Annotated in this window: 29 protein-coding genes; 3 read left to right on the top strand and 26 right to left on the bottom strand. The window is 38.2% G+C overall.

Annotation, left to right across the window (positions count from 1 at the left end):
- Position 1: 1 nt before the first annotated feature.
- From IWC72_RS04400 to IWC72_RS04285, 24 genes are all read right to left on the bottom strand, one after another.
- Positions 2-589, bottom strand: coding sequence for a porin family protein (locus IWC72_RS04400; RefSeq protein WP_194528946.1), 588 nt, complete (start codon positions 587-589; stop codon positions 2-4).
- Entirely contained in the window at positions 586-1,197 is a 612-nt protein-coding gene (locus IWC72_RS04395; RefSeq protein WP_194525022.1) for a hypothetical protein, read from the bottom strand. The genes IWC72_RS04400 and IWC72_RS04395 overlap by 4 nt, the downstream gene beginning before the upstream one ends.
- The gene (locus IWC72_RS04390; RefSeq protein ID WP_194525021.1) at positions 1,178-1,795 is read right to left on the bottom strand and encodes a LolA family protein; all 618 of its coding nucleotides are present in this window, start codon (positions 1,793-1,795) and stop codon (positions 1,178-1,180) included. Before IWC72_RS04390 ends, IWC72_RS04395 begins: the two co-directional genes overlap by 20 nt.
- Positions 1,788-2,564, bottom strand: coding sequence for a polysaccharide deacetylase family protein (locus IWC72_RS04385; RefSeq protein ID WP_194528945.1), 777 nt, complete (start codon positions 2,562-2,564; stop codon positions 1,788-1,790). Before IWC72_RS04385 ends, IWC72_RS04390 begins: the two co-directional genes overlap by 8 nt.
- Positions 2,558-3,622 (bottom strand): beta-ketoacyl synthase N-terminal-like domain-containing protein, encoded by a 1,065-nt coding sequence (locus tag IWC72_RS04380; protein WP_194528944.1) that lies wholly within the window; start codon positions 3,620-3,622, stop codon positions 2,558-2,560. Before IWC72_RS04380 ends, IWC72_RS04385 begins: the two co-directional genes overlap by 7 nt.
- Positions 3,622-4,824, bottom strand: coding sequence for a beta-ketoacyl-[acyl-carrier-protein] synthase family protein (locus IWC72_RS04375; RefSeq protein ID WP_194528943.1), 1,203 nt, complete (start codon positions 4,822-4,824; stop codon positions 3,622-3,624). The genes IWC72_RS04380 and IWC72_RS04375 overlap by 1 nt, the downstream gene beginning before the upstream one ends.
- Before the next feature lie 112 nt (positions 4,825-4,936).
- Positions 4,937-5,194, bottom strand: coding sequence for a phosphopantetheine-binding protein (locus IWC72_RS04370; RefSeq protein WP_194525017.1), 258 nt, complete (start codon positions 5,192-5,194; stop codon positions 4,937-4,939).
- Positions 5,191-5,799 (bottom strand): 3-oxoacyl-ACP synthase, encoded by a 609-nt coding sequence (locus tag IWC72_RS04365; protein WP_194528942.1) that lies wholly within the window; start codon positions 5,797-5,799, stop codon positions 5,191-5,193. Before IWC72_RS04365 ends, IWC72_RS04370 begins: the two co-directional genes overlap by 4 nt.
- Positions 5,796-6,944, bottom strand: coding sequence for a beta-ketoacyl-[acyl-carrier-protein] synthase family protein (locus tag IWC72_RS04360; protein ID WP_194528941.1), 1,149 nt, complete (start codon positions 6,942-6,944; stop codon positions 5,796-5,798). Before IWC72_RS04360 ends, IWC72_RS04365 begins: the two co-directional genes overlap by 4 nt.
- The gene (locus IWC72_RS04355) at positions 6,937-7,374 is read right to left on the bottom strand and encodes an acyl-CoA thioesterase (protein WP_194525014.1); all 438 of its coding nucleotides are present in this window, start codon (positions 7,372-7,374) and stop codon (positions 6,937-6,939) included. The genes IWC72_RS04360 and IWC72_RS04355 overlap by 8 nt, the downstream gene beginning before the upstream one ends.
- Positions 7,364-8,632 (bottom strand): ABC transporter permease, encoded by a 1,269-nt coding sequence (locus IWC72_RS04350; RefSeq protein ID WP_194528940.1) that lies wholly within the window; start codon positions 8,630-8,632, stop codon positions 7,364-7,366. The genes IWC72_RS04355 and IWC72_RS04350 overlap by 11 nt, the downstream gene beginning before the upstream one ends.
- The gene (locus tag IWC72_RS04345; RefSeq protein ID WP_194528939.1) at positions 8,625-9,368 is read right to left on the bottom strand and encodes an ABC transporter ATP-binding protein; all 744 of its coding nucleotides are present in this window, start codon (positions 9,366-9,368) and stop codon (positions 8,625-8,627) included. The genes IWC72_RS04350 and IWC72_RS04345 overlap by 8 nt, the downstream gene beginning before the upstream one ends.
- A gap of 74 nt (positions 9,369-9,442) precedes the next feature.
- Positions 9,443-10,438, bottom strand: a complete 996-nt coding sequence (locus tag IWC72_RS04340) for a BtrH N-terminal domain-containing protein (protein ID WP_194525011.1) — start codon at positions 10,436-10,438, stop codon at positions 9,443-9,445.
- Between the two features lie 8 nt (positions 10,439-10,446).
- Positions 10,447-10,845, bottom strand: coding sequence for a hypothetical protein (locus IWC72_RS04335; protein ID WP_194525010.1), 399 nt, complete (start codon positions 10,843-10,845; stop codon positions 10,447-10,449).
- A 36-nt stretch (positions 10,846-10,881) separates the two neighbouring features.
- Positions 10,882-11,334, bottom strand: a complete 453-nt coding sequence (locus IWC72_RS04330; protein ID WP_226979484.1) for an ABC transporter permease — start codon at positions 11,332-11,334, stop codon at positions 10,882-10,884.
- 1 nt (position 11,335) lies between these two features.
- On the bottom strand, positions 11,336-11,773 hold the full coding sequence (locus tag IWC72_RS04325) for a hypothetical protein (RefSeq protein WP_194525009.1): 438 nt from the start codon (positions 11,771-11,773) through the stop codon (positions 11,336-11,338).
- Between the two features lies 1 nt (position 11,774).
- Positions 11,775-12,908 carry a beta-ketoacyl-ACP synthase III gene (locus IWC72_RS04320; protein WP_194525008.1) on the bottom strand — a complete coding sequence of 378 codons (1,134 nt, stop codon included), beginning with the start codon at positions 12,906-12,908 and terminating at the stop codon, positions 11,775-11,777.
- A gap of 9 nt (positions 12,909-12,917) precedes the next feature.
- The gene (locus IWC72_RS04315) at positions 12,918-13,841 is read right to left on the bottom strand and encodes a dialkylrecorsinol condensing enzyme DarA (RefSeq protein ID WP_194525007.1); all 924 of its coding nucleotides are present in this window, start codon (positions 13,839-13,841) and stop codon (positions 12,918-12,920) included.
- A 69-nt stretch (positions 13,842-13,910) separates the two neighbouring features.
- Positions 13,911-14,798, bottom strand: a complete 888-nt coding sequence (locus IWC72_RS04310) for an LpxL/LpxP family acyltransferase (RefSeq protein ID WP_194525006.1) — start codon at positions 14,796-14,798, stop codon at positions 13,911-13,913.
- A 23-nt stretch (positions 14,799-14,821) separates the two neighbouring features.
- The gene (locus IWC72_RS04305) at positions 14,822-15,064 is read right to left on the bottom strand and encodes an acyl carrier protein (RefSeq protein WP_194528938.1); all 243 of its coding nucleotides are present in this window, start codon (positions 15,062-15,064) and stop codon (positions 14,822-14,824) included.
- 13 nt (positions 15,065-15,077) lie between these two features.
- Positions 15,078-16,295, bottom strand: coding sequence for a beta-ketoacyl-[acyl-carrier-protein] synthase family protein (locus IWC72_RS04300; protein WP_194528937.1), 1,218 nt, complete (start codon positions 16,293-16,295; stop codon positions 15,078-15,080).
- Positions 16,296-16,312: 17 nt separating this feature from the next.
- Positions 16,313-17,068, bottom strand: coding sequence for a 3-oxoacyl-ACP reductase FabG (gene fabG, locus IWC72_RS04295; protein WP_194525003.1), 756 nt, complete (start codon positions 17,066-17,068; stop codon positions 16,313-16,315).
- A gap of 109 nt (positions 17,069-17,177) precedes the next feature.
- On the bottom strand, positions 17,178-18,305 hold the full coding sequence (locus IWC72_RS04290) for a WG repeat-containing protein (RefSeq protein WP_194528936.1): 1,128 nt from the start codon (positions 18,303-18,305) through the stop codon (positions 17,178-17,180).
- The gene (locus tag IWC72_RS04285; RefSeq protein WP_194528935.1) at positions 18,302-19,840 is read right to left on the bottom strand and encodes an HAL/PAL/TAL family ammonia-lyase; all 1,539 of its coding nucleotides are present in this window, start codon (positions 19,838-19,840) and stop codon (positions 18,302-18,304) included. The genes IWC72_RS04290 and IWC72_RS04285 overlap by 4 nt, the downstream gene beginning before the upstream one ends.
- Before the next feature lie 208 nt (positions 19,841-20,048).
- Between IWC72_RS04285 and IWC72_RS04280 the strand changes: the two genes are divergently transcribed.
- A complete protein-coding gene (locus IWC72_RS04280; RefSeq protein WP_194528934.1) occupies positions 20,049-21,302 on the top strand; it encodes an NAD(P)/FAD-dependent oxidoreductase in 1,254 nt (417 codons plus the stop codon).
- A 21-nt stretch (positions 21,303-21,323) separates the two neighbouring features.
- Here IWC72_RS04280 and IWC72_RS04275 read toward each other — a convergent pair whose 3' ends face one another.
- On the bottom strand, positions 21,324-21,737 hold the full coding sequence (locus IWC72_RS04275) for a hypothetical protein (RefSeq protein WP_194528933.1): 414 nt from the start codon (positions 21,735-21,737) through the stop codon (positions 21,324-21,326).
- Between the two features lie 111 nt (positions 21,738-21,848).
- Positions 21,849-22,259 (bottom strand): hypothetical protein, encoded by a 411-nt coding sequence (locus IWC72_RS04270; protein ID WP_194528932.1) that lies wholly within the window; start codon positions 22,257-22,259, stop codon positions 21,849-21,851.
- A gap of 211 nt (positions 22,260-22,470) precedes the next feature.
- Here IWC72_RS04270 and IWC72_RS04265 point away from each other — a divergent pair, with 211 nt between their 5' ends.
- A complete protein-coding gene (locus IWC72_RS04265; RefSeq protein WP_194528931.1) occupies positions 22,471-23,346 on the top strand; it encodes a DMT family transporter in 876 nt (291 codons plus the stop codon).
- Between the two features lie 165 nt (positions 23,347-23,511).
- On the top strand, positions 23,512-24,690 hold the full coding sequence (locus IWC72_RS04260) for an imelysin family protein (protein ID WP_194528930.1): 1,179 nt from the start codon (positions 23,512-23,514) through the stop codon (positions 24,688-24,690).
- The last annotated feature ends 122 nt before the right edge of the window (positions 24,691-24,812 follow it).

Raw genomic sequence — 24,812 nt, 5'->3', positions numbered from 1 at the left:
TCTAGATTTTAAATTTATATGCGGCACCAATTTGAAAAACACCGTTGAGGTTGCTTCCGGCTTCTTCATACAGGTCGTCTTCACCAAAGAAGTCAACGCTAATGGTACCCTGTTTATATCGTGCTTCAAGAATTAATCCGAAATCGAATTCATATCCTATTCCTCCAAAAACGGAGACGTCTACAGGGGAGATTTCATCATCCCCATTAAAGTTGGTCAAATTAACAAAATTGTTCTCAAAGTTAATGTCTAAACCAAGGCCAAGAATAAAATGAAACCCGCTATCCGGACCCATGTAAAACTTATTAGGTAAACCAATAGAAATGTAATTGATGTTGACATCTCCAAACTGGTCGGAGTTGGATTTGCCGCCTTGATTTGAATATAAGAGTTCCGGTTGCAAGGTGTAGTATTCTGAAATTGGAATGTCTACAAAAGCTCCAACGTAAATACCTGATTTAGTATCTAGCGTAGTATTGCTAATATTGGCATTGTTCAAGCCAATTTTAAAACCAGGACGAACCTGCGACATAACTAGGCTTGTGCTGCAGATGAGGCAAAGTGCTAAAAGTAGTTTTAAGGTCTTCATTTAAATGCTTTTAGTGCAATGTGAAGTTTAAAGTTATGGTGGGCAATTTCTATTTCCTTGGCAAAATGAGCCTCTATCTGGGTGAAATTAAACTCCACTTTTTCATTATTCCGATCAACTCTTGCAATTTTATTCAGCTGACCATCAGTGTAATAAAAATAATGTTTTTTGGAAAGTAGGTCCGTCTGCAATATGTTTTGGGTTTGTAATGTAAAGCTTTTTTTAACTTTAGATTCCTCTTGGATTAAAGCTTTAAAATCTCTTTTTAGAATATTGACCAATATTTTTTTGTCCAAATCTTTTAGAATGCGGTTGACCTTAAAATCTTCTCCATCAAAAGTGAAATCGAAAATAGTGTTGCCAATTTCTGTTGTAAACGCAATACGATGGTGTTCAGGACCAAGTTTCTTAACGATAAAAATACCTCCGAACGACTTGTTGAAGGCATCTATTTTTGCCTTGTACACATAATCTTTTTCGGCGTTTGAAAAATAAGGGTTGGATGCTTTCCCTAGCGAATTACTTTTGGACTCAAACCCATTTTGAACAGGGTAGGAGGCGCATCCGATCAACAGGAAACAACATATGCTATTGAGTAAATACCGCATCTGACAAGGTTTTGTTCACGACACGTTCTGTAAATTTAATTTGGGTATAATCATCTGAAGGCTCGATCATTTTCACTTCGGTAACATCGCCATTTGCATTAAAAGAAAGGTGAAAAGCCTTGATGAAATTTGATAACCGTTCGTCCTTGGGAAGAAAGTAGACCAAACTAGAATCATTGATCTTGAAATATTTGATGTTGAATTCATCTTCATCGAACATATCACCACGAATACTAGCTGTTATCAATTGATTTAGTTGTTTGAAAATTTTGTTGGAGCCCACGTCCATATTGCTTTTGTTGCCGTCGTCATTAATATAGAGTGTCTCATTTTTAAAAAGTACGGAGTAGGCAAATGGCTTTGTGTATTCCCATTTTACGAGGCTTGGGGCCTTAAAAGCAAGTTGGCCCTGAGAAACGATATCGTCAGATAAGAAATCTAAATGTTTGTACTGTGTAAAATCACTCAATACCGTAGTAACGGCTTCAGCCCTAGTTTTAACCTTGGTGCGTAAGGCAGTGGCCTCCGTGCTTGTCATCTCCTTTTGGGCGATGGCCGAAACAGATATAAAAAAAACAAGAAAAAGTATCTTATGCATAAGCTTCGATTTCTAGTAAGCGGTCAATTGTGACCGAACTCAGATTTTTCTGTCGCAAAAATAACAATAACTGTTCCAAAACGACTATTGTTTTTTCGCTAGTATCATGAAGCAGAATAATATCGCCTTTAGAAACTTTATCGGTTATGCGTTTCAATACCTCCTTTTTTGACCTAAATGTGGTGTCTAAGGAGCGTACGTTCCAGCCAATGGAATGCAATTGCAACTGATGCGTTGCTTTTGCAATTTGTGGATTGGTCACCCCAAAAGCGGGACGATACAGTTTCATTCTTTTTCCGGTCAACGAATGCACTAGATTTTCGGTTTGTTTTAATTCATTCAATATTTTATCCAACGGAAAAAAACCGAAATTGTTGGAATGTGTGTAGGTATGATTTCCAATACTGTGGCCCTCGTCTATGATTTGTTTGAGAATTTTGGGGTTTTGTTCAATAGTTTTACCTACACAGAAAAACGTTGCCTTTGCATTGTATTTGGCCAGTAAATCAAGTACCCTTGGAGTAAATTTGCTGTTTGGTCCATCATCAAAAGTTATGGAAACCCAATGGTTTTCAATGTTTTTATTAGAATGTCTAGAGGTCAGGTGGTAGTTCCATCGGATAAAAAAAGAACCAAAAACGGTAATGGCAAACCAAATAAAGAGGACTGTAAAAATAGACCACAAAGGTGTGTATCCTAAGAAATAAAGTGCTATGGTTAGTAGCAAAAGAAGAATAGCAACGGTATTTACCCCTTTGCGCCTTAGCATTTGCGAATTAAAGTGAGACTGTGGTTTTCTCCTCTATACTGATTGTAAATCAGAATTGTTTTTAAGTAGGAAGGCTCAATGGCATTCAATTTCGTCACACTTGGAATATGTTGTGTTTTTAAAATCTTGTTCGCCATCCAAAAAGCGAAGCCAGTTGCGGTATCAAACTCACCCGATAGGTGTTTATAGTAGGCTTGAGCCGTGTCTTTGAACATGCCAGTGCTTAATTTTTCGTAATAGTCGTCAAAGTTAACATCTCCATTATTGCCCAAAATAACCAGGTCAATATCTTCTATCGCTATGTTCTGACCTTCTAAAAACAAATTGATTTTCTGTTCTAAACGTTCTTTAGAAAGGGTATTGTAGGTTCGTACAGCAAGTAGTTCAGCGTAACATGAAGGTGCTTTTTCAGTTGAAAGCACAAAAAAGTGAGAACCTTCACCCATAACCATGCCTTCGGTTTTTGAGTTGAGTACATCTTTTGATGCTACCGCTTCTTTTTTAACATGACCGATTAACCGATGCGTATCTACGTGATGGTCTACCAATTCATCTACTCCGCCTACTAAAATAGAATTCGCCTCGTCATTTTCAAGCATCATTTTGGCATCGATTAATGATGACTCAAAAGATATGGCTGAATGTACAAAAGTGAAATTATGACCCTTACAGCCTAAGTTCAGGGCAATTTGGCCAGCTACAGTATTGTGAGAAGATTGAATAAAGCGAGTTGGTGTGAGGTATTGCTCGTCGTTTTTGATGATATCACTAACGAAGCGTTCAGAATCTCCAATACAGCCTAATCCCGTACCAACGATAATGGCATCTACATTTTCCAATCCAGCTTCTGTAAGCGCATTTTTAGAACTCACGGTACTCATTTTGATACCACGTGCCATACGACGTGCCGCTGCAGGTGGAATATACTCTTTATAATTGGGGTCTATAACGTTTATTACCGTGCCGTTATAGTCCGTAATTTCATTTAGAAACTCAGTGTTATCAAAAGTTTTTTGGGCCGACACCGAACCTACACTATTTATATACACTGGTTTCATTAGGCTTCTTTTGAAAATATTAGAGTAGAACAGTTACCTCCGAAACCAAAAGAATTGGAAAGCACATTACGCAGTTCTTTTTGTTTGACCGTTGTTTGCGGAAGTAAATTAAACTCCTTCATAGGAGTCTTAAAGTTCAGGTTGGGATAAATAATATTGTTCTGTAACGCCAAAACGGAATATACCGCTTCAATACCACCGGCTACGGCCAATGTGTGACCTGTAAAAGCTTTGGTAGAACTGAATTCTGGCACATTTTTGCCAAACGTTCGCAACAGCGCACGGCCTTCAGAAAGGTCGTTATTTGGAGTTGCTGTACCGTGGGCATTCACATAGTCAATATCGGAAGGGTTCAACCCTGAAACCTGAAACGCTTTTTCCATTGCAAGAACAGCGCCATCCCCATTTTCCGATGATGCCGTTTGGTGAAAAGCGTCATTGGCATTGCCATACCCTTTTACGTATGCCAATACCTCTCGTTTGTTTCTTTCTACAATTTTATCCGATTCTAAAATAATATAAGCTGCCGCCTCACCAAGGTTTAACCCTTTTCGTTCATCATCAAAAGGCGTGTTATACGTATCAGACTGAATCATCAAGGTTTTGAAACCGTTGATGGTGAACTTGCTCAAACTGTCCGTGCCACCCACAATAACACGGTCTAATTGACCGGATTTTATCATGCGTGCACCTAGCATGATAGCGTTTGCCGCTGAAGAACAGGCTGTGCTAATTGTGGAAACAAAACTCTCGGCCAATCCTAAATGAGCGGCTAACTTTTGAGTAGAGTCTCCGGCGTGTAACCCATTAATATGACCCCAGTTTTTATCGCTATCAAAATATTCAAAATAATATTTCTCAGATTGGTCCATTCCACCTACGGTGGTGCCAGAAATAAGTCCGGTTTCACAATCATTAACATCTGTAATTCCGGCTTGTGATAAGGCTTCGTCTGCGGCAAGCATGGCTAGAAGTGCCGTTCGGGATATGGCCTCTTCAGTAGCAATGCCCAGCTGTTTCTTCAATTCGGCATTGGTCATCTCTATTTCACCCACCATGATATCGTCTTTATGAACGGTATCTATTTTTGAGATTTTAGAAATGCCTATTTTCCCAGAAATAAGCGCATCATAATTTTCTTGCACATTGTTTCCAATGGCAGAAATGGCACCCATGCCTGTAATTGCTACGCCCTTACACATATGAAATAGGAGGTATTAGAGATATAAGAATAAAAATACAAATCTTAGGCTTAAGTGCGAATTTTACATGGTGCTGGCAGTGAATACTTAAGCGTAAAAAACGATGTAGTTCTTAGTTAGAACGGTTGGCTTCAATATATGCGGCCATAGTATCTATTGATTCAAAAATCTTGCGACCTTCTTTTGGGTCTGCCAATCTAATACCGTAATCCTTATCAAGCATTACAATAAGCTCTAATGCATCAATAGAGTCAAGCCCAAGCCCTTCGCCAAAAAGCGGGTCGTTATTTGCGATTTCGTCAACGGAAACATCTTCCAAGTTTAATTGCTCGATGATTTTTTCCTTCAATTCTTGTTTAAGTTCGCTCATTTTGTTCTGTATAATTTGGTTAGCTCCTCTGTATTATGGGCTAACAAACCTTTTTTACCGATAACGTATAAAAACGCATCATATTTGTTTTTGTCATAGTCAACCCATCCGCAAAGCACTTCATTGGCTTTACCCGTTTCTAGCAAATCATTTGTATAATCTGACAATAAATGGGGGTTGAACTCAGCAAATATAAAGAAACTATTTTCAGAATACAGTTTGTGGCGAATGCTAATTTCACCCATACATATATTAGGGAGCGTGTAAACAAATACGGCTGGGCTTGCAAAACCGCCCTTTGGATTACTAATAGCTGCCTGATGTTTACGATCTGTATCTAAACTGGAAGCTCTGTTTGATAGGATAAGCGCTGTGTTTTCTTCATCATTGCCTCGTAAAAGTACCTCCGCACCCATAAAAGCGAGCTTGCTAAGATTGTCCATTTTGAAAAACTTAGAATAGTCGGTTTCAAAATATTTGTACGCTGCTTTAATGAAGGCGGGAAATTCTTCCGAAGCATCGGAAAAAAGCAATTCTCCATCTTTAGAAATCTTCCCATCTCTAATACGGCAATATGATTTTATATGGTAGTCAGACCTGTTCATGAATTGACTTTTTGAAAAATTGCAGCCGTATTGCAACCTCCAAAACCAGAGGCAGTTTTTAGAAATATACTACTTTCTTTGCTGGTGGTTTCTTTTATTATATTCAAAGGCTGTGAGACCCCTAATTCGTCAAAGCCAAGAGAGGCGTATAAGGTATTGGAGTATAGTGAATGCATACCGATTATAGTTTCCAAGAGGCCCGAGGCCCCAAGTGTATGACCAAAATAACCTTTTAAACTATTTAGAGGAACATCCTGTAAATTGGCACGGTTAAAAGCTATGGCCTCCATTTCATCATTGAACAGCGTAGCCGTACCGTGTGCTGAAATATAATCGATGGCATCTGCATCAATTTTTGCTTGATTCATTGCCGAAACAATACTTCTATATAAGCCTTCGCCTGTTCTGGAAGGACCGGAAATATGGTTGGCATCATTGCAAGAAGCTTCGCCTATTAAACGAACTGATTTATCAACTAAGTTATTATCATCTTTGGTTACAAGTATACTGCAGCCTACTTCCCCAATATTAATTCCTGAACGGGTTTTGCAATACGGTTTGCAGGGTGCTTCACTCAAAGCTTGAAAGGAGTTGAATCCGGATAAAATAAATTCGCTTACCAAATCCCCGGCAACGACAAACACATGGTCGTATCGTTTTTGACGAATAAATCTTTTGGCTACCGCTAAGGCTAAAACACCGGAAACACAGGCGTTGGATAGGACAAGAGCTTCGTTTTTAAAACCGAAGAAGTCTTCAATTTTTTGGCCTAATTCGGCTAAATAAGCTCTGCTTTCATCAAAAGGGTTTTCTGTTTCTAAGACGTCTATGTTGCCTTTTGTGGTAGATAGAATCAATCCCACTCTATCCGTAAGTTCTAAACCGGATTTCTTAATTGTATCCGATAAGGAAACCAACAGTATTTGTTCTAATCTTGTATAGGCTTCTTTTGGGTCCAATTTTTGGAATGCCTCGGATAGGCTGTCTTGCGCAATGAGCGAAGAGTAAAAGGGATTGGGTAGAATGTTGGAATCATTTACCAAAGAAAGCCCTGAAACTTCATTTTTTATGCTGTCAATCGCAGAAGCACTATCAAATCCGTACGCGGAAACTATGTTATTATGTGATAGGTAAACGTTATTCATCTAAAAGTCCTACTTTTTTCTTCCATTCTGCAAAAAACTTCGGTAGTACTAATGATAGTTCACCGCCTAACTCAACAAAGACTTGAACGGTCTCTCCCGTACAAACAACAGCTCCTGCAGGGTTATAGATTTCATATTTAAAAATCATTTTGGCTGCTTGTGAATCTACATAGGTGGTTTTTATAGTGGCCACATCTCCATAGCTTAACGGTAGTTTATGCTCGCATCCCGATTTTACAATTGGCGTAGAGAAATTATGCTCCTTTTGGTCTAGATATGAAATGCCATGGTGGCGCCCAAAAGCTTCGCGACCATCTTCAAAATACTGAATATAATTGCCGTGCCAGACAATGCCCAATGGGTCCGTTTCTGCAAATCGTACACGGACTTCACTGGTGAAACTGATTTCTTTTTGGATTTTAGACGGCATTTTTTCTTTCGTTATAGATAATGGCTATAAGTGTTGTAATCACGAAAAACAGCAATAAAAGTGATATTTCGGGAATAATCTCAACAAAGGTTGCGTTACGCAAAAATACATCATAAAAAGCACTTAGCCCCCAATTCATAGGAGATAGGTTAGAGAGCATTTGCATAAGCTTGGGCATGGCAAAAACGGGAACCCAAACACCGCCAATTGCCGCTAAAATAACCACAAATGTAGCGCCGAAAGGTGCTGATTGCTCTTGGGTTTTGGCAACGGTTCCTAATAACAACCCTAGACCCACAGCGGCCAGACCCGCAAAAAAGGCAACGATAAATAATAGGGGAAGTCTACCGGTAACATCTAGTTTAGGTAACCCTATTAAGGGGAAAAGAAAAATACCTACGGCCAGCATAAGTGTAAACTGTACTAAAGAAACACCTAGAAAAACAATTGTTTTCCCTCCTAACACGGTGGCATATGATACGGGGTTGGTTCTGAGTCTAACAAACGTACCTTGGTTTTTTTCTTTCACCATATTAATAGCCAGTGGAAGAATAATGAAAAAGATAGCAAAGAGCGTCCATGCCGGAATGTTATGTTGGGTTGAGTTTGGGATTAAGGCTTCCTTATTTCTACTTGGTATTATTTCAGTAAAAGTGATAAACTTCTCAGTTTCAAAAATAGCCTCCGAAGGGTCATCCGTCAATTGTTCTTGAAAAGCTTTATAGATGGTTTCTGTCTCTATTTTTGATATCATTTTATCAATATTACTCCTCACGGAACTTTTGAAAGACTGCTGTGTAGCTGGGTCAAAATAGAGTTTTACCTCTTTGGGCATCATCTGAGATTTTACCTCCGGAATACTTTCCTCGTTATCGCTGAATTTTGAAAGAATTCCATCTACATTTTCGTTGATTTTGATATCAAGATCAGATGATAAGTTTTTAGGTATAACTATAGCTAGCTGATAATCGCCTTTTAGTACTTGCTGTTTGGCTTCTTCATCAGTAGATGCCATATCTACTTGAAATACGTTTGAGTCTGCTAAGTTTTGAAAAATATCTTCGGATACTTTGCCTTTATCTAAGTCTACTAAAAGAATAGGTAATTTGGTTTTTTTTATGGATTTGAAAGAATTGTCTTGGATGGTGGTTATGACTACAACTAATAGAAGAGGCATAAGGAAAAGTACAGCCAGTCCACCAATATCACGAGTAACAAGTAAAAACTCTTTGTATGTTGAGGCCCAAAGTTTATGCATGATCGCGTAGTGCTTTACCGGTTTTGGCTAAAAAAACTTCTTCTAAATGTTGGGCATTTGGTTCTTGGTCTATAAGCTCTTTTGGTTTTCCTAAACAAATTAAAGTACCCTGGTCTATAATGCCAACACGTGTGCAAAAATGTTCAGCTTCGTTCAAATGGTGAGAGGTGTAAATTATAGTTGTACCTGATGCGTTTAACTCTTTCAAATGAGTCATGATCACATTTTTTGATTGTACATCAACACCCACGGTAGGCTCGTCTAAGAAAAGTACTTTGGGCTTGTGCAGAATGCTAGAGATTAGGTTGATGCGCCTTTTCATTCCTCCAGAGAATGCTTTTATTTTTTTATGGGCGAATTTTGATAGGCCCATCGTTTCGAGATGCGTATTAATATCATCTTTTAACGGTTGCCCTTTAAGACCGTACATGCTACCAAAATACATAAGATTTTCAAAAGCGGTCAAAGAAGGATAGAGGGCGTATTCCTGAGGAACAATACCAATGAGTTGCTTCAATTGATTTTTGTGGTCTTTGTAATTTAGCTCTCCAATGGTAAAACTGCCGGAAGTTGGTTTTAACAATGAGCTGAGCATTGAGATCAGCGTGGTCTTTCCTGCACCATTTGGACCTAGTAGCCCAAATATTTCGCCTTGCGCTATGGTTAAGTTCAAACTACGGACGGAATAATCGTCGGCACCTTTGTACTTTTTTGAAAGCTCATTGATTTGAATCATGATGTCAAAACTAATCGAAATTTCTAAGATAAAATATGATTTTTCCTATTTAGGCAATGGAGGTAGCTTTGCTGTTAAATTGCTTTTTTTAGCTTTTTGAAAAAGGCTGCTTCACTATTGGCAATATCATCTAGTTGGTCAGCAACTTTATTATAGGCATCATTTTCTGGACTACGATTTTTATAGATACGAGATGCGTTCACGGCAAAATCGCGCCAGTCGTCTCCAATTTTGGTCATTTCCTTAGAAAGTTCATTAAGCTTTTCATTTTCCAAAATTTGACTAGCCTCTTGCAAAAAAGCAGCATAGATATAACGAAAACCACCTCCGCCTGTACCAATTTCCTCTTGCATACGTACAATCTGACCTAAATAATGGTTGGCAACTTTAGCTCCTTTTTTCTTAGGCCATTTGCGAATGAGCTTTGCAATCGTCTTTATACCCTTATAACCAACAATAGGAACTGGAGCAGTCATTTGACGACACGTTTCTTTAATACCTTTTTTGATGGCACTCTTTAGTTCTAATTTCTCAGGAAATGATGTAGGATAATAGATATGACCTTTTGGAGCAAAGGCGCCTTTTGCAAAACGAACCTTTTCTAATTGCTTCTCCGTTAAATTAGTTACCTTTTCCATAACAGGGTCGCTAATTAGGTAGATGTCATTTACCTTGCCATAGACCACTAAGTTATGGGCATTGAAATGAAACCGATATTCATCTGGAAAATACAGTAAATTGTATACGCCTACTTGTAGCCCAACCGGATTGTTTTTGGCTAAGTTTTCATCTAGGCGTTCTTGCGCAGATGTGGGGTTACTGAATTTTTCTCGTTTTATTTTGATACCAACCCTCTTGGCGAACTTGTTGAAAATCAAACCAGGCATTGCTCTATACGTAACAACAGGAGCATGGTTTACTTTTAAAAATGGAATATAACAAAACAATAAACCTGACCCTATACCAAAGACCATAGGTTCACTTACTTCAAAACCGTTGTGGCGCATTAAATTACTAACTACACCATTTTCGCAGTGTGCCGATTGTTTATGGGTAAATTCTATTTGCATGAGGTTATTTAAGGAATATGTTTCAGGTCTTCAATGCTGATGTCGAAGATATCGGCATATTTTTGAAGAGTGGTTTGGTTTAGCTTTTGAAATACTTTTGGCTTAAAATGCCGTTTTACACGCCATTGCCAAAGTCCAACATAACTAGATAGGATAGGTAAATCCATTTTATGTAGCTCCATATAGTATTCAATAGGGCTGGTTTGGTTGTTTTTGACACGTTCTTTGGCTGCGGCTACACGCTCTTCTATGTCTTGTATAGCATTGTTTAAGGCTATAGTTTTTGGGTCCCAGCCAGAGCTTAGTTCTGTAGTGTACTCACCATTTTCATCAACAGCATAGGTAAGTTCTTTGGTTTGAGCAGAATTGAGTAGGCCCTTATCTTGTGGTACTTCTTCTTTTTTCACTGGTCATAATTTTGGGGGATTAGCAATATTTCCCTCTTAAACCTCATGGATCAAAAAGTTCAAAGTACAAGCTACGATTAATTCTCCGTTTCTGAAAGTTTCAGAAGCAATGGTGCAGCTGCTAAAAGCATCGTTGTCGTATCTTGAAATAAGGTTGCCTTTGGTGGCAATGGTTTCTCCTACTTTGGGCAATGTTGTAATCTGAACTTTCTTGACAGCACTTATATAGCCTATAACCTTATTCTTGCTACCATCTTTATCGTCATCATCAAAAAAACTTTGACCAACAATAGCGGCACAAGTTTGGGCAGCATTTTCTATAAGTCCAGTTTCAGATAGATATCCGTTTTTAACAAAAATGCAGGTATCTTCTATTTTAAATCTGGTTTCAACAGAAGTTTCATCAAGGTAAGGTGTAACGCTAGCCATAAGCATAGGCTCACGGTGAGGTAGAAAATTCTTGATGTCTATGTTGGTCCGTGCTTCCAAATTAGTTTGCCAATGCAGTTTTCATTTCACTTGAAGCCAATACAATTCCTTCGCAAGTTACTACAGCAGATACCATGGTAATGCCCATAATATCATGCAAGATTTCTACCGTAGTTTCCAATTCTTGACCCACGAACGGTAGAGCACTTACGGTTGCTTTCTTTATAGCGCCAATATATCCCGTTGGGGCTGGCTTTTGAGCTAAATGATATTTGTAACCGGTATGCAGGGCTACTGTTTGTGCCATATTTTCAATTAGGCCAGGAGCCATAAATCGGTTTTCAAAAACAAATAGATTGTCTTTAGGGACAACAAAGCCAGATACAATTTTAGTGTCTGAGTATTGAAGTAACTTACCCACCATTATAAAAGGTGGTTTCTGCGGAATGAGATTTTGTAGAAACTCTTGATCGGTTATGGTCTCCTTTAATGCGCTCATGCTAACATACAGTTAAATAGGCGTAAGTATAAGAAAAACGTGCACTTTCCGGTACGTGTAGTAAAATTCTATCTCCTTTTTTTAATTTGCCAGAAGCTACTAATTCTTCTAACATAAGGTAAATAGAGGCAGCGCCAACATTACCTACATGTTCAAGGTTTAAAAACCATTTCTCCCATGGCATTTCTACACCTTGTTCTTTCATTTCATCGTACAAGCCCTGTTTAAAGAAGTATGAAGAAATATGTGGTAAATAGTAATCTACATCATCGGGCCCAATGCCGTGTTTTTTATATACCGTTTTTAGGCAATCAACTCCTTTTTTAAGGATGTTTTCGCCTAAAAGTTTCACATCTTGCTTAATGGCGAAAACGGATTTTTTTGACCAGTCTTCCGGGGCAAATTCGCTCCACGGTTTTAATTCACCGTTCTCTAGCTTCTCACCACCGGCGTACATACAGGTTTCCATTTCAAATGCATATGAAAAGCCTTCCATCCACTCAATTTTAAGTGGTGTATCTCCTTTTGGTTCGTTTTCTACTAGCATGGCTCCTGATCCATCAGAAAGCATCCATCGTAAAAAATCTTTATCAAAGGCAATCATGGGGTTTTCCTCCAATTCCTTTAAATGTTCAATTTCTTCTTGGTAGAAATCTGCTTTGGTCCAAGTTGAAACTTTTTCTGAACCCGTACAAACTGCGTTCTTGACTTGACCTACCTGTATAGCCATAAAACCATATTTAAGGGCATTCATGCCGGAACAACAAACTCCTGAAGCGGAGTTGATTTCCATATTCCCGTTTTTCAAAACACCGTGAACCATAGCCGCGTGAGACGGTAATAATTGATCAGGTGTTGAGGTTCCACAAGAAAGAAGTTCTATGTTTTCTTTGTTGAAATCTGCATCGCAAAGGTCTTCTATCGCTGCCGCGGTAAGCTGGGCATTGTTATGGGTTACATTGCCATTTTCGTCAATGGCATAGTACCTTTTCTTAATTTTATTATTACGAAGAATAATGCTTTTTGCCCTGGATTTTTGTCCGTCTATAAAGCCTAATTTGTCTTCAATTTGGTCATTTTCGACAGGGGAATTGGGCAGAAACTTGGATATTTTGGTAATGTAAGCGTTTTTCATGTGTCAGTCTTACTCCTTATAGTCTACAGAGGCGTAATATTTATTTTCCCGCTGTATTTTATTGTACATAGGGATATAAGTGAGCAAAAATACAATAAAAACTAGAGGTGCGATTAACCAAATGGCAAATATCAGGTAATAGTTGAATAAACGTAGCCATTTTTTTCGGGCAGGGTCTCCTTGGTTTCCTTTTTTCTTAATGAGATTGGCCCATTTTGAAAATAGGAGATTGCCGCGTTTGTCCATCTGCACCAGCAGGTTGCTGATTTTTGATGCATCCAAATCGTTTAATTTTTCTTGTAAGGAAGAAAAGTCAGAAGTGATAAGGGCTTCTTTTATTGGGTTGCCAAATTTATTCGCAGATGCAATAGTATTGTCTGCAACTCCTGGTTTAGGGAAAATACCCCACATACGATCCTTTTTTCCTTTTAACATCCAATGAACAATGGTGATGACGCTAATATGATTGATGTTGTTGTCTACTAAGGCAATGTTCCCCACCAGCTTAGCGTTTAAGCCGATCAACATTTTTTTGACTTTTTCTTGAGACATGGCCCACATGTTACGAACACCTATTACCGTAACTACAGGTGTATTGTTCAATATTGTTTTGGCTGCTTCCGACTTTAAAAATGAATTTAGGGGGATGGAAGGAGTTAGATACCAAACTTGATGGCCTAATATCACCAAGTCATATTTTTTAGATAAAACAGATGCTTCTGGAGTGTTGATTTCTGTAGGAATTTGAAGAAAAGACTCTGGGAAAACATCAAAGAATCGTTCTTTTTTCCATGGGAACTCATACGGCTCGTCAGGAATAATTTGATGATAGGTAATGTTAACGGATTCTTGGTCTAATGGGGATAGCACAGAATCTATAATTGTACGTAATTGCCCTGTTTGGGAGTAATAAACAACAAGTACTTCTTTCATTTGTATTCGGTTATGGTACAGCCGTTGAAAATAATAATTTGCGGGCTGTTATGGAATAGACCAAATATCCTATTTATTTATCTTATCTCCCCAAAAATCAAAATAATTAAACCATTGTAATGGATATTTTTTAATAATCCATTCCAAATTTTCAGTGTATTTTTCTAGCAGACCTTGGGCGTCGCCACGCTTTACCTCTGCAGTTCTTGCATACAGGTGATAGTGCTTTTTAGACTCCTTCATTACATAAACGAACAAAACAGGAACTTTTAAGCGTGATGCTAATAGGTATGGGCCCATTGGGAATTTTGCGGTTTCTCCAAGAAATTGTTGTTCTAGGAATTTAGTGCCTTCAATATAACGATCACCAGTAAAACAAACCAATTCACCATTGGTTAGGGCTGTATGTATTTCAAAGATATGAGACATATCTTCTTTAATGAGAATAAGCTTAATGTTACTTTTAGAGGTAACGCTCTCCATGTAGGCTTTGATTTCTTCATGTTCACGGTCCCAAGTGACTAGGTTGATGGAAGAAAAAGCATTCACATCTTGTAGAAAATGTTGAGCTACTTCAAAATTACCAATATGTGCACTTAAAAGAATACCGCCTTTTTTTTGAGCAAGAAGGCTTTCTATTTTATCTATTCCATCAAAATCATAGGTAAACTTATTTCTAAGACCTGCGGATATGGCTGCTTTGTCAATTATAGTCTGGCCAAAAACATAATAGTTTTTGTACACGTTGAAAAGGCTTTTTAAGGTAGAATACCCTAGTCTTTTGTGGAAATAATAGAAAATGGATTTTGTGCTGGCAACCGAAAAAATACAATAATAAAGTACTACAAAATGAAGCAGTAGATATGAAGCACCTAACCCCAATTTTTTGATAAAGAAAATATAGATTCTATATCCTAAAACGGTGCCTTTGGATTTTCCTTCCCATTCTGTTGCCATTTTTGGGTTTTCTGAGGGGGATATCAGTGAAGCTTTCGTTCAATGAGGTCGTAAAAATTCTGTAGGGTGGTAACATTTGCAAAGTCTTCGCCTACTAGTTTTACGCCAAAATTACTTTCTACAGCCACTACAAGATCCACAAAGTCTAAACTGTCTAGACCGAGGGTGTCTTTAAGGTTAGCATCCGCAGCGATTTCTTCTTCCTCGACTTCAAACTCATCGATTAGAAAATCATCTATTTTTTGAATAATATCTTCTTTGGTCATCACCATCTTTTCGCTAGCATTTTTTTAATATCAAAGCGGAATTTGTACCACCAAATCCGAATGAATTGGACAAAAATACATCAATTTTTTTATTTAACGTTTCCTTAACTATGTTTAATTTTGCAGCATCTACATCAATATTTTCTAAGTTGATGTTAGGTGCTACAAAGGAATGTTCCATCATGAGCATACTATAAATCACTTCGCTCGCTCCTGCCATCCAACATTCATGCCCTGTCATCGACTTGGTTGAACTGACCGGAGGATTGTGTCCGCCAAAGACTTCATAAATGGCTTTCGCCTCATTTGCATCACCAACCGGAGTAGATGTGGCATGCGCATTCACGTAATCTATAGATGAAGCATCAATATTTGCGTCGTTAAGGGCGTTACGCATGGCACGTGTAGGACCATCAACATTAGGGGTGGAAATATGCCCGCCGTTAGATGAAAAACCATACCCAATAATTTCCCCTAAAATAGGAGCGCCTCTTTTCACTGCAGATTCGTAGCTTTCTAAAATCAAAGTGGCGCCACCACCGCTAGGTACTAATCCGTTTCTAGCTTGGTCAAAAGGTCTTGATGCTTTTGCGGGGTCACCGTCAACAGTTGCAAATACCCCAAGACCATCAAAACTACCCATGGCCAATTTATTTATTTCTTGTGCTCCACCTGTTATAATACAATCTTGTAGTCCGCTTTTAATAAGGTGATACCCCATTCCAATAGAATGAGATCCGCTTGCGCAAGCGGCACTAATAGTAAAGTTAACACCTCTAAGCCTAAAGATTGTTGAAAGATTCATGGTAATGGTAGAGTTCATTGCCTTAAAAATGGCGCCTGAGCCTACCAAAGTAGTGTCTTTCTTTTCTCTTAATATATCTGTAGATTCTACTACTGATCTAGCCGTACTGTCATTACCGTAAATAACGCCAACTTCGTTCTCGTCAAAGAAACTGTCTTTGATTTTAGCATTTTTTAGGGCTTCAATAGTAGCCATATAAGCATACTGTCCCTCTTCACCAAGGCTTAAGCGTTGTCTTCTAGATAAGAGTTTTTTTAGGTTGGGTTCCTCCACCATTCCGGTAAGCCCGGAGCGATATCCAAAGTCAAGACGTTCTTGGTCAATGACAATACCGGATTTACCTTCATACAGGGACGTCTTTACCTCGTCTAGGTTTTTGCCTATACAAGAATATATACCCATACCTGTGATTACTACTCTTCTCATTGCCCCTTCTGTAGTTTTTAAGAATAAATACCGCCATTGATATTGATGACTTCACCTGTAATATAGCTTGATTTTTTTGAAGCTAAAAATGATACCACGTGTGCCACTTCTTCTGCTTTACCAAACCTATTTGCAGGAATCATACGTTTTAATTCCTTTTCATCAAGGTCGTTGGTCATATCGGTTTTGATGAAACCGGGTGCAACGGCATTTACTGTAACGTTTCTTTTGGCAATTTCTTGTGCAAGTGCTTTTGTTGCCCCAATAACGGCTCCTTTGGCTGCGGAATAATTGGTTTGTCCCGGGGTGCCCTTAAGGCCTGAAACCGAAACCATGTTTATAATACGGCCATATTTGTTGACCAGAAGTTTTTGAATAAGTGTGTTGGTGACATTATAGAAACCATTAAGGCTTGTGTCTATAACTTTAGACCAATCTTCATATTTCATCCACATGAACATGCCGTCTTGAGTGATTCCGGCATTGTTTACGATTACTTCAATTACATCGTTTTCATGAGACTCGTGCCATTTCTCAAATGTAGATTTAACTGCTTCTGCATCTGTAACACTAAAAGGCATGAGTTCGCCTTTTCCTCCAGCTTCCTCTACAAGTTTTAGGGTTTCTTCGGCTGCCGCTTTATTGCTATTATAATTGATAAGAATTTGATAATCTAAGTCTTTCGCCAATTGAACACAGACTGCACGGCCTATTCCCCTGGAACCTCCTGTTACCAATGCGTATTTTTGTTTTTCCGCTTTCTTTTCTTCCATTTAAGAATTGTAAGTTTTTCCATACTCCTAAGTTAGGAGTGAATAGTTCTGGTTGCTAAGTTTTTAACTAAAGCTAGCAAAATTTTGTAGTTAATAAAAGCGTATGGTTCTATTTAACGGACACAAAAGGCTCCGCATTTTGAAACCACTTATCGCCCAATAACTCGCCTTTTTCATTAAAGAATCCCCAGCCTTTTTTAGATTTTACCCTAGCTAGCCCATTTACAAAGCCTTTTTCTTCAGCTCCTTTAAAGAAGGCAAAATTACCTGAAATGCCATATTCCATTGGGATAATAACTTTTCCTGAAGTATCAATAAATCCCCAGTTTTTATCTTTTACGGGAGCAAATCCGCTTGCGGAAAATACTTCTGCATCACGGAATTGTGGTTCTATGACCATTTCCCCTTTTTCGTTGATATAGCCCCATTTTTTGTCTACTGCCACAGGAGCTAACCCGTTAGAAAAAGCTCTGGCCTTATCATATGTAGGTTCTAGTACCCATTCTCCTTTGCTATTTACAAAACCTGCTTTTTTCTCACGAGAGGCATATGTAAGTTTTGAATCTCCGTGAAAGTTGTACACTTTCGTTGCGTTGTCAATTGGATTAAAACTTCCATCATGGATAATACCAAACGTACCGTCTTTCTTTCCGTAGACACCTGCTTCTTTGTAGGTATTGCCTATTTCTTCATATTCAACGGGTATAATAACTTTACCTGTATTATCAATCATACCCCATAATTCACCATTATTTACTTTGGCATGACCGTTTCTAAATTTTTTAATACCGTCATAAGTAGGTTCTAAAATAAGTTTTCCATTTGTTCCCAAAAGACCGATTTTTTCACCAGAACGATATAGAGCAACACCTTCTTCAAAGTCGTAATACTTTTCACTACTTGGAGTTTCTAGTTTTTTTCCGGAGGTGTCAATATACCTCCATTGGTCATCCTTTAAAGCTAAAGCAAAACCGGAGTTGAACATTTTTACCCTATCATATTCAGGTTTAATTGCCCATTCTCCCTTAATATTGATAAATCCCCAGAAATCATTCTCTAAGGCCGCCGCCAATCCATCTGAAAAACTATCTGCCTTGTCAAATTGAGGGTCTATAACATAAGCGCCTGTCTTATCAATAAATCCAAATTTACCGTCCTCTCTTACTAAAGCATATTCTTGTGCGAAAAGGGTTGATGTATTGACAATAAGTACTAATAAAAATGCTAGTGTTTTCATTTTACTTCTTTGTTTTGATGGTTAATAATATAGTCTTTTACCTCGTTAACATAAGGATACATAATAGTGTCTTCTTTAAACGGGGGAACTATTTTACGAACCGCGTCGTACATTTTTCTGGTCTTTGATGAAACCTTGTCTTTTAAATCTAAGTATTCTATAGCTTGGACCACGGTAATCATTTCTATGGCAACCACTTCAAAAGCATTCTCTATGACCTGTTTGGTGATATTGGCCGCATTGGTACCCATACTAACAATATCTTGATTGTCATTGTTATTAGGAATGCTGTGAACGTACATTGGGTTAGATAACATTTGGTTCTCAGCGGTGGTTGAGGTAGCAGTAAACTGTACCCCTTGCATTCCAAAATTAAGTCCTAAGGTGCCTAAATTTACGAAAGGTGGCAGAATATCGTTCAATTTTGAATTTAAGAGATAGTTAAGTTGTCTTTCCGCCAACATAGTCATTTTGGTTACTACAAGTTTAAGTTTGTCCATCTCCAAGGAAATATAATCTCCGTGGAAATTACCCCCATGATATACATGCTTCTTTTCTACATTAACAATAGGGTTGTCATTGGCAGAATTTACTTCTTCTATAAGCGTGCGTTCTACATTTTGTAAAGTGTCTAACACGGGTCCTAATATCTGTGGTACACAACGTATGGAGTAGTATTCTTGTACTTTTTCTTCAAAGACAGAAACACCATTATTATCTACATACAAGTGGTGTTCTCTCTTGCGAGTAAGGGTGCTGTCTTCTAAGTGGCTTCGCATTGCTCGCGCAATTTCGCGTTGGCCTTTATGTCTTTTTGTATGGTTAAGCTCTTCCGATAAATGATCGTCATAAGCATGCATAATTTCATTTATAGCCGAAGAACAACAAATAGTCCATTCTAGTAATCTACGGGTGTAAATAGCATTTACGATTCCTATACCGGTCATTACGGAGGTTCCGTTTATTAAACCAAGACCTTCACGCAATTCTACTTTTATAGGGGTGATATTTAATTCTTTGAAAACATCTTGGGTAGGTCTTCTTTCTCCTTTGTAAAAAACTTCACCTTCACCAATAAGAACAAGAGCCAAATGTGCCAATTGAACCAAATCACCACTAGCGCCTACGCCACCATGTTCGTAGATAAGTGGAGTAACATCTTTATTGATTAAGTCGGTCATCGTTTCAAGAACAGAAGGATGAACACCAGAATTACCCAAACTTAACGTATTCAACCGTGCTAACATAGCTGCCTTAACGTATTTTGGACGTATAGGATTCCCGGTGCCCGAAGCATGGCTACGAATCAAGTTGTATTGCAATTGAATAGTCTCGGAATCTTTTATTTTGTATTGGGCCATGGGGCCAAAGCCTGTATTGACTCCGTAAATAACTTTGTTCTTTGAAAATTCTTTTAGAAAATCAAAACTGTCCTGAACGGTCTTGAAGACTTTGTCATCAATTGATAATGGTTCGTCTTTAAAGATAATACTGTAGAACTCTTCAATTCCTAACGTTCCTTTTATTTTTGGCATCTATGGTTGATTCTATGAGGTATTTGTAATATTTTAGTGACGTCGGTAAATAAGACTTGGTAGCCTAAAATTAGGGATTTTGGATTGCAAATTTATAATAATTAGTGAATCAATGTCTTAATTTAGCCGACAAAGCACTTCTTTGAGTGAGGTGCCCTACATTTATTAGTGTCGCAACTTCTTGAATGTTAACATTAAAGTGAATTAAATGCAGCAAGAAAAGATTGATGTTTTGGTTATTGGGGCAGGGCCTTCTGGTTCTGTAGCTTCCGCGTATCTTCATAAACAAGGATTAAAAGTAAAGGTAGTCGAGAAGAGTAAATTTCCACGTTTTGTAATAGGAGAAAGCTTGATACCGCGTTGCATGGATCATTTTGATGCTGTGGGGTTGTTAGATTGTCTAAAGGCTATGAATTTTGAGGTTAAAGATGGTGCCCGTTTTATGAATAATCAGGGTGTGGTCTGTAATTTTGATTTTAGTAAAAAGCATGGGGAAGGTTGGGACTGGACGTGGCAAGTGCCAAGGGCCGATTTTGATAAAGCCCTCACGGATGAGCTTCAATCTTGGGGTGTAGATATTGCTTTTGAACAAGAGGTTACTGCGGTTGAGTTTGCTGATGATGGCTCGTCAACTACAACTATAAGGGATGTTAAGGGAAATGAATCTACCGTTAAAGCCAAATTTATAGTAGACTCTAGTGGTTTTGGTAGGGTTTTACCTCGTTTATTAGATTTAGACAAACCTTCAGAAATACCTAAACATTCTTCCATATTTACCCATGTAAAAGATATAAAAAGACCAGAAGGAAGAGAGGGAACGATTATTACGTTTGATGTAATTGATACGGATACTTGGTTGTGGGTCATCCCATTTTCTAACGGAGATACGAGTATAGGTTATGTGGGGAAAACAGGTTATATGGATTCTTTTAAAGGCACGAATACCGAGAAGCTTCAAGAAATGATGAGGTTGTCTAGCTATTATTTTGATAGGTTTGATGGCTTAGATTATAAGTACGAGCCCCGAATGATAAAGAACATTGCCAAATCTGTAAAACAGTTGTACGGAAAAGGTTTTGCCTTAACGGGAAACAGTGCGGAGTTCTTAGACCCCGTATTTTCTTCCGGAGTAACTTTTGCCGTAGAGTCCGCACATTTGGCGGCCCAACTCGTTACTAAAGAATTGAAAGGCGAAGAGGTAGATTGGCAAACACAGTATACAGATTATATGTTAGAAGGTGTTGACGTATTTTCTACGTATGTAAAGGAATGGTATACGGGTAATCTGCAGACTATATTCTTTCATAGTACAGAAAACAAGGTAATAAAAGAACAGATTTGTGCAGTCTTGGCAGGGTATGTTTGGGATAAAACCAACCCGTTCGTGAAGAATCATAACCGATTAGTGAAAACCGTGGCCCATATTGCCGATATGGAAATGGCGGCTCATGGTAAGTCCTAGGTGGTAGATTATGAGTATGGTTTAGTTGTTAAGAACAGCGTTTGCTTGGGCAATACTCAAATCTATTTCTTCGTCTAATTGAGCAACATTTTTTTCCTCCTCAAGTAACCATTCTTGTTTTTTAGGAGTTAGTGCTTTGCCTTTTAGCATTTCGTCCGCATCAAAACGCTTTCCGAAATTTTCCATCCAGGTCATCATGGATTGGTTGGCATTTTTAAGGTCTGCAATAGCATCTTCGTACTTTTTCTTCTTGTAGGAAGCGTTCGCTTTAGTCTGAAGCTTGTTCATTAGTTTGGAAATTGTGGGCATTTTATCCATCACAATGTCATGAGATTCCATGACTTTTTCCATTTTAGTAGATTCTGTAGCCGTATCCTGTGCAGTAGCGGTTCCTAAAACCATAACTAAGGCCAACATCAAAAACAAATTTTTCATAGCAATATGACTTTTAAACTAATGTGCGCTGTAAAAATACACCTTAGTCGCAGTAGATGCTTTTATTTATCTGCTAACGCTGTGTTTTTTCGGTATACTACGTGAAACTGCTTACTCCTTTAATAAATCTTCAGCGGTTTTGATGCTTTCGTTTATTTGCTCGCGTAATTTTTCGACTTTTTCTTCCTCTTCATTTAACCAAACCTGCTTTTCTTCTGAAAGTTCTGCGCCGTTAAGAATCTCATCTGAAGTAAACCGAGCACCAAAATTTTGCATCCAATCCATCATAGATTTATGAGCTGCCTGAAGGTCTTTGCGCGCTTCTTTATATTTTAAACCAACCTCTGTACTATCTTCCTTACTGCTAAGGTCACCTACCAATTTGCCCATTTTGCTCATTTCTGGCATTACTTCGTCATGAACGGCCATAACGGTTTTCATCTGGGTGTTGTCTACTTTGCTATTGCATGAGAAAGTTAGGGTAGCAATGGCAAGTGTGATTAGTACAAGTATGTTTTTCATGTTATGTTTTTTGCAAATATAATACTCCTATGACGGTTAGAATAATTCAATGAAATCTAATTATTAGGATAGCTTTAAAATTTGTTTTGAAATGTATGAATAAAGGAAGTGTGTTTTGAAGGGATAATCTAGGGCGTAAAAATGCCGTTTTTCTCAAAAAAGACGCATCTTTACTATTCGTTTTAAAAATCACGACTAATCAAGAAACGTATTGGACGATTATAAAAAAAAGTGGCTTTACCTTGTGTTGTTGTCGCTTGTTTGGGGCTCTTCATTTATTTTAATAAAAAAAGCGCTAATAGGTCTCAGTCCAATGCAGTTAGGAGGTTTGCGAATTGTATTTGCATCGTTGGTTCTTTTTTTATTCGGTTTTAAAAGCATTCGAGCTTTAAGTCTTAATGACTGGAAATGGATTACATTGGCAGGCTTACTAAGTTCCTTTTTTCCGCCATTTTTATTTGCATTGGCCCAAACCCAAATAGATAGTGGGGTAACTTCAATTTTTAATTCGGTAGTGCCCTTGTTGACCACTATTGTAGGTGTACTTCTATTTGGTGCTATCATTACCAAAAGACAGATTTTAGGGGTGTTTATTGGCTTGGCGGGAACCATTGCATTGATTGTAGCAGGAATGGACTTTAATCCCGATCAGAATTATTGGTATGCCATTTTTATATTGATTTCTGCTTTAGGGTATGCCTTGAACATTAATATTATAAAAAAACACTTGGCGCATTTAAGGCCGTTGGCGGTGACAACCGCTAGTTTTGCAGTGGCTTTTGTGCCTGCTTTGATTCTTGTTTGTTATTCTGGATTTTTTAAGGAAATTCAAAGTAATGTTGCCATGCAATCTTCGTTATGGTATTTATTGGCATTAGCCGTTATAGGTACCGCGATAGCTAATATCTTTTTTAATAAATTGATTCATTTGTCTAGCCCTGTGTTTGCCGCTTCGGTAACCTATCTTATTCCTTTAGTGGCTATTGTTTGGGCGGTTTTGGATGGGGAATCACTTAATGGGTACCAACTTATTGGTGGTTTGGTAATTCTATTTGGAGTGTGGTTGGTGAATAAAAGAAAAAAATAGTGTGCCGCTAATTTTCTCTATTTTAGAAAGTTGAATTTTTTTGTGAGGGTTGTAACCATGTAATATTTGGGCTTTATTTTAACTTAATCTAAATAAATGTTGCGAGATTGGTCGCTAAAAAATACATTTGCCAAATTAAGTTAATTAAGTCTAAATAAAATCCTAATGAAAAAGAATATCTTTAAATTATACTTACCAGGTCTTTTCGCTTTGGCATTAACGGCATGTTCAAGTGATGATAATGGTACAACTGGCACGAAAGAGGAAGAAGAAACGCTTGTTCGTACCGAGGTGATAAGCAATTATGCGGATGTTGTAGAGGCCAATTATGCCCAAGCACTTGCAGATGCTGAAGCTTTGCAAGACGCCATAGATACATTTGTAGCGGAGCCTACCCAAGCTAATTTTGATGCGGCAAAGACTGCATGGTTAGCATCTAGGGAATCGTATGGTCCTAGTGAGGCTTTTCGGTTTGCAAACGGTCCTATAGATTCAGGTGATACGGAGGAGTTGGAAGGTTTATTGAATTCATGGCCTATGGATGAGGCTTATGTAGATTATGTAGAAGGTGATGAAACCGCTGGCCTTATTAATGAGGAAGCTGCAACCTTTGAAATCACTAAAGAAAATTTAATAGTCAAGAACGGTGAAGGTGATACCGAAGAGAATGTATCTGTGGGCTACCATGCCATAGAATTTTTACTTTGGGGCCAGGATAACACCGATCCTTCTGAAAAACTAAGTGGGCAAAGACCTTATACAGATTTTGTAGATGGTGGTACGGCAGCTAATCAAGACAGAAGAAGACTGTATTTACAGCTTGTGGCCGAGTTATTGGTGGACAATCTTCAAGAAGTTGCCGATACTTGGTCTTCTAGTTACAGAACTACATTTTTGGCTTTGCCGGAAGATGAAGCATTAAACAATATTTTAAGTAGTATTGCCGAATTATCCAGTAGTGAACTTGCTATTGAGCGAATGGCCGTAGCTCTTGAAAATCAAAATCAAGAAGATGAGCATTCTTGTTTCAGTGATAATACACATCGTGATATTAGATTGAACCTTGAAGGAATCGCAAATGTTTATAATGGTACGTATGGTAGCGTTAGCGGACTTTCTTTGGCAGATTTAATTGAAGAAGCAGATGCTGATTTGGCTGCAGAACTTGATGCTTTGCTTACAGCAGCCGAAACTGCGGTAGGTGCAACGGCCATCCCTTTCGATTATGCCATATCGGACGGAATTACAAGTGAAGAAGGGGCTAAAGTGCAAGAAGCGGTAGTAGCTCTTACTGAATTTGGCAATAAACTTTTAGAGGCAAAAACTTCTTTGGGTATTGAGTAATAACTCATTTTAAGGTAATGCAAAACAGGGACTCCTTAAAGAGACCCTGTTTTCCTGTTTTTAATTGTTATGGAATATTTCCCCTGTTGCGTCAAATCATATTTAAACCGCCACTTTGGTGT

The sequence above is a fragment of the Zobellia roscoffensis genome, assembly GCF_015330165.1.
In the GTDB taxonomy this organism is placed as follows: Bacteria; Bacteroidota; Bacteroidia; order Flavobacteriales; family Flavobacteriaceae; genus Zobellia; species Zobellia roscoffensis.
The sequence above is the reverse complement of the archived record's forward strand: the minus strand, read 5'-3'. Positions and strand labels throughout refer to the sequence as shown.

Excerpts from the sequence above, each read along its gene's own strand:
- IWC72_RS04400 (WP_194528946.1), bottom strand. The coding sequence starts at position 589 with ATGAAGACCTTAAAACTACTTTTAGCACTTTGCCTCATCTGCAGCACA.
- IWC72_RS04395 (WP_194525022.1), bottom strand. The coding sequence starts at position 1,197 with ATGCGGTATTTACTCAATAGCATATGTTGTTTCCTGTTGATCGGATGC.
- IWC72_RS04390 (WP_194525021.1), bottom strand. The coding sequence starts at position 1,795 with ATGCATAAGATACTTTTTCTTGTTTTTTTTATATCTGTTTCGGCCATC.
- IWC72_RS04385 (WP_194528945.1), bottom strand. The coding sequence starts at position 2,564 with ATGCTAAGGCGCAAAGGGGTAAATACCGTTGCTATTCTTCTTTTGCTA.
- IWC72_RS04380 (WP_194528944.1), bottom strand. The coding sequence starts at position 3,622 with ATGAAACCAGTGTATATAAATAGTGTAGGTTCGGTGTCGGCCCAAAAA.
- IWC72_RS04375 (WP_194528943.1), bottom strand. The coding sequence starts at position 4,824 with ATGTGTAAGGGCGTAGCAATTACAGGCATGGGTGCCATTTCTGCCATT.
- IWC72_RS04370 (WP_194525017.1), bottom strand. The coding sequence starts at position 5,194 with ATGAGCGAACTTAAACAAGAATTGAAGGAAAAAATCATCGAGCAATTA.
- IWC72_RS04365 (WP_194528942.1), bottom strand. The coding sequence starts at position 5,799 with ATGAACAGGTCTGACTACCATATAAAATCATATTGCCGTATTAGAGAT.
- IWC72_RS04360 (WP_194528941.1), bottom strand. The coding sequence starts at position 6,944 with ATGAATAACGTTTACCTATCACATAATAACATAGTTTCCGCGTACGGA.
- IWC72_RS04355 (WP_194525014.1), bottom strand. The coding sequence starts at position 7,374 with ATGCCGTCTAAAATCCAAAAAGAAATCAGTTTCACCAGTGAAGTCCGT.
- IWC72_RS04350 (WP_194528940.1), bottom strand. The coding sequence starts at position 8,632 with ATGCATAAACTTTGGGCCTCAACATACAAAGAGTTTTTACTTGTTACT.
- IWC72_RS04345 (WP_194528939.1), bottom strand. The coding sequence starts at position 9,368 with ATGATTCAAATCAATGAGCTTTCAAAAAAGTACAAAGGTGCCGACGAT.
- IWC72_RS04340 (WP_194525011.1), bottom strand. The coding sequence starts at position 10,438 with ATGCAAATAGAATTTACCCATAAACAATCGGCACACTGCGAAAATGGT.
- IWC72_RS04325 (WP_194525009.1), bottom strand. The coding sequence starts at position 11,773 with ATGAGCGCATTAAAGGAGACCATAACCGATCAAGAGTTTCTACAAAAT.
- IWC72_RS04320 (WP_194525008.1), bottom strand. The coding sequence starts at position 12,908 with ATGAAAAACGCTTACATTACCAAAATATCCAAGTTTCTGCCCAATTCC.
- IWC72_RS04315 (WP_194525007.1), bottom strand. The coding sequence starts at position 13,841 with ATGAAAGAAGTACTTGTTGTTTATTACTCCCAAACAGGGCAATTACGT.
- IWC72_RS04310 (WP_194525006.1), bottom strand. The coding sequence starts at position 14,798 with ATGGCAACAGAATGGGAAGGAAAATCCAAAGGCACCGTTTTAGGATAT.
- IWC72_RS04305 (WP_194528938.1), bottom strand. The coding sequence starts at position 15,064 with ATGACCAAAGAAGATATTATTCAAAAAATAGATGATTTTCTAATCGAT.
- IWC72_RS04300 (WP_194528937.1), bottom strand. The coding sequence starts at position 16,295 with ATGAGAAGAGTAGTAATCACAGGTATGGGTATATATTCTTGTATAGGC.
- fabG (WP_194525003.1), bottom strand. The coding sequence starts at position 17,068 with ATGGAAGAAAAGAAAGCGGAAAAACAAAAATACGCATTGGTAACAGGA.
- IWC72_RS04290 (WP_194528936.1), bottom strand. The coding sequence starts at position 18,305 with ATGAAAACACTAGCATTTTTATTAGTACTTATTGTCAATACATCAACC.
- IWC72_RS04285 (WP_194528935.1), bottom strand. The coding sequence starts at position 19,840 with ATGCCAAAAATAAAAGGAACGTTAGGAATTGAAGAGTTCTACAGTATT.
- IWC72_RS04280 (WP_194528934.1), top strand. The coding sequence starts at position 20,049 with ATGCAGCAAGAAAAGATTGATGTTTTGGTTATTGGGGCAGGGCCTTCT.
- IWC72_RS04275 (WP_194528933.1), bottom strand. The coding sequence starts at position 21,737 with ATGAAAAATTTGTTTTTGATGTTGGCCTTAGTTATGGTTTTAGGAACC.
- IWC72_RS04270 (WP_194528932.1), bottom strand. The coding sequence starts at position 22,259 with ATGAAAAACATACTTGTACTAATCACACTTGCCATTGCTACCCTAACT.
- IWC72_RS04260 (WP_194528930.1), top strand. The coding sequence starts at position 23,512 with ATGAAAAAGAATATCTTTAAATTATACTTACCAGGTCTTTTCGCTTTG.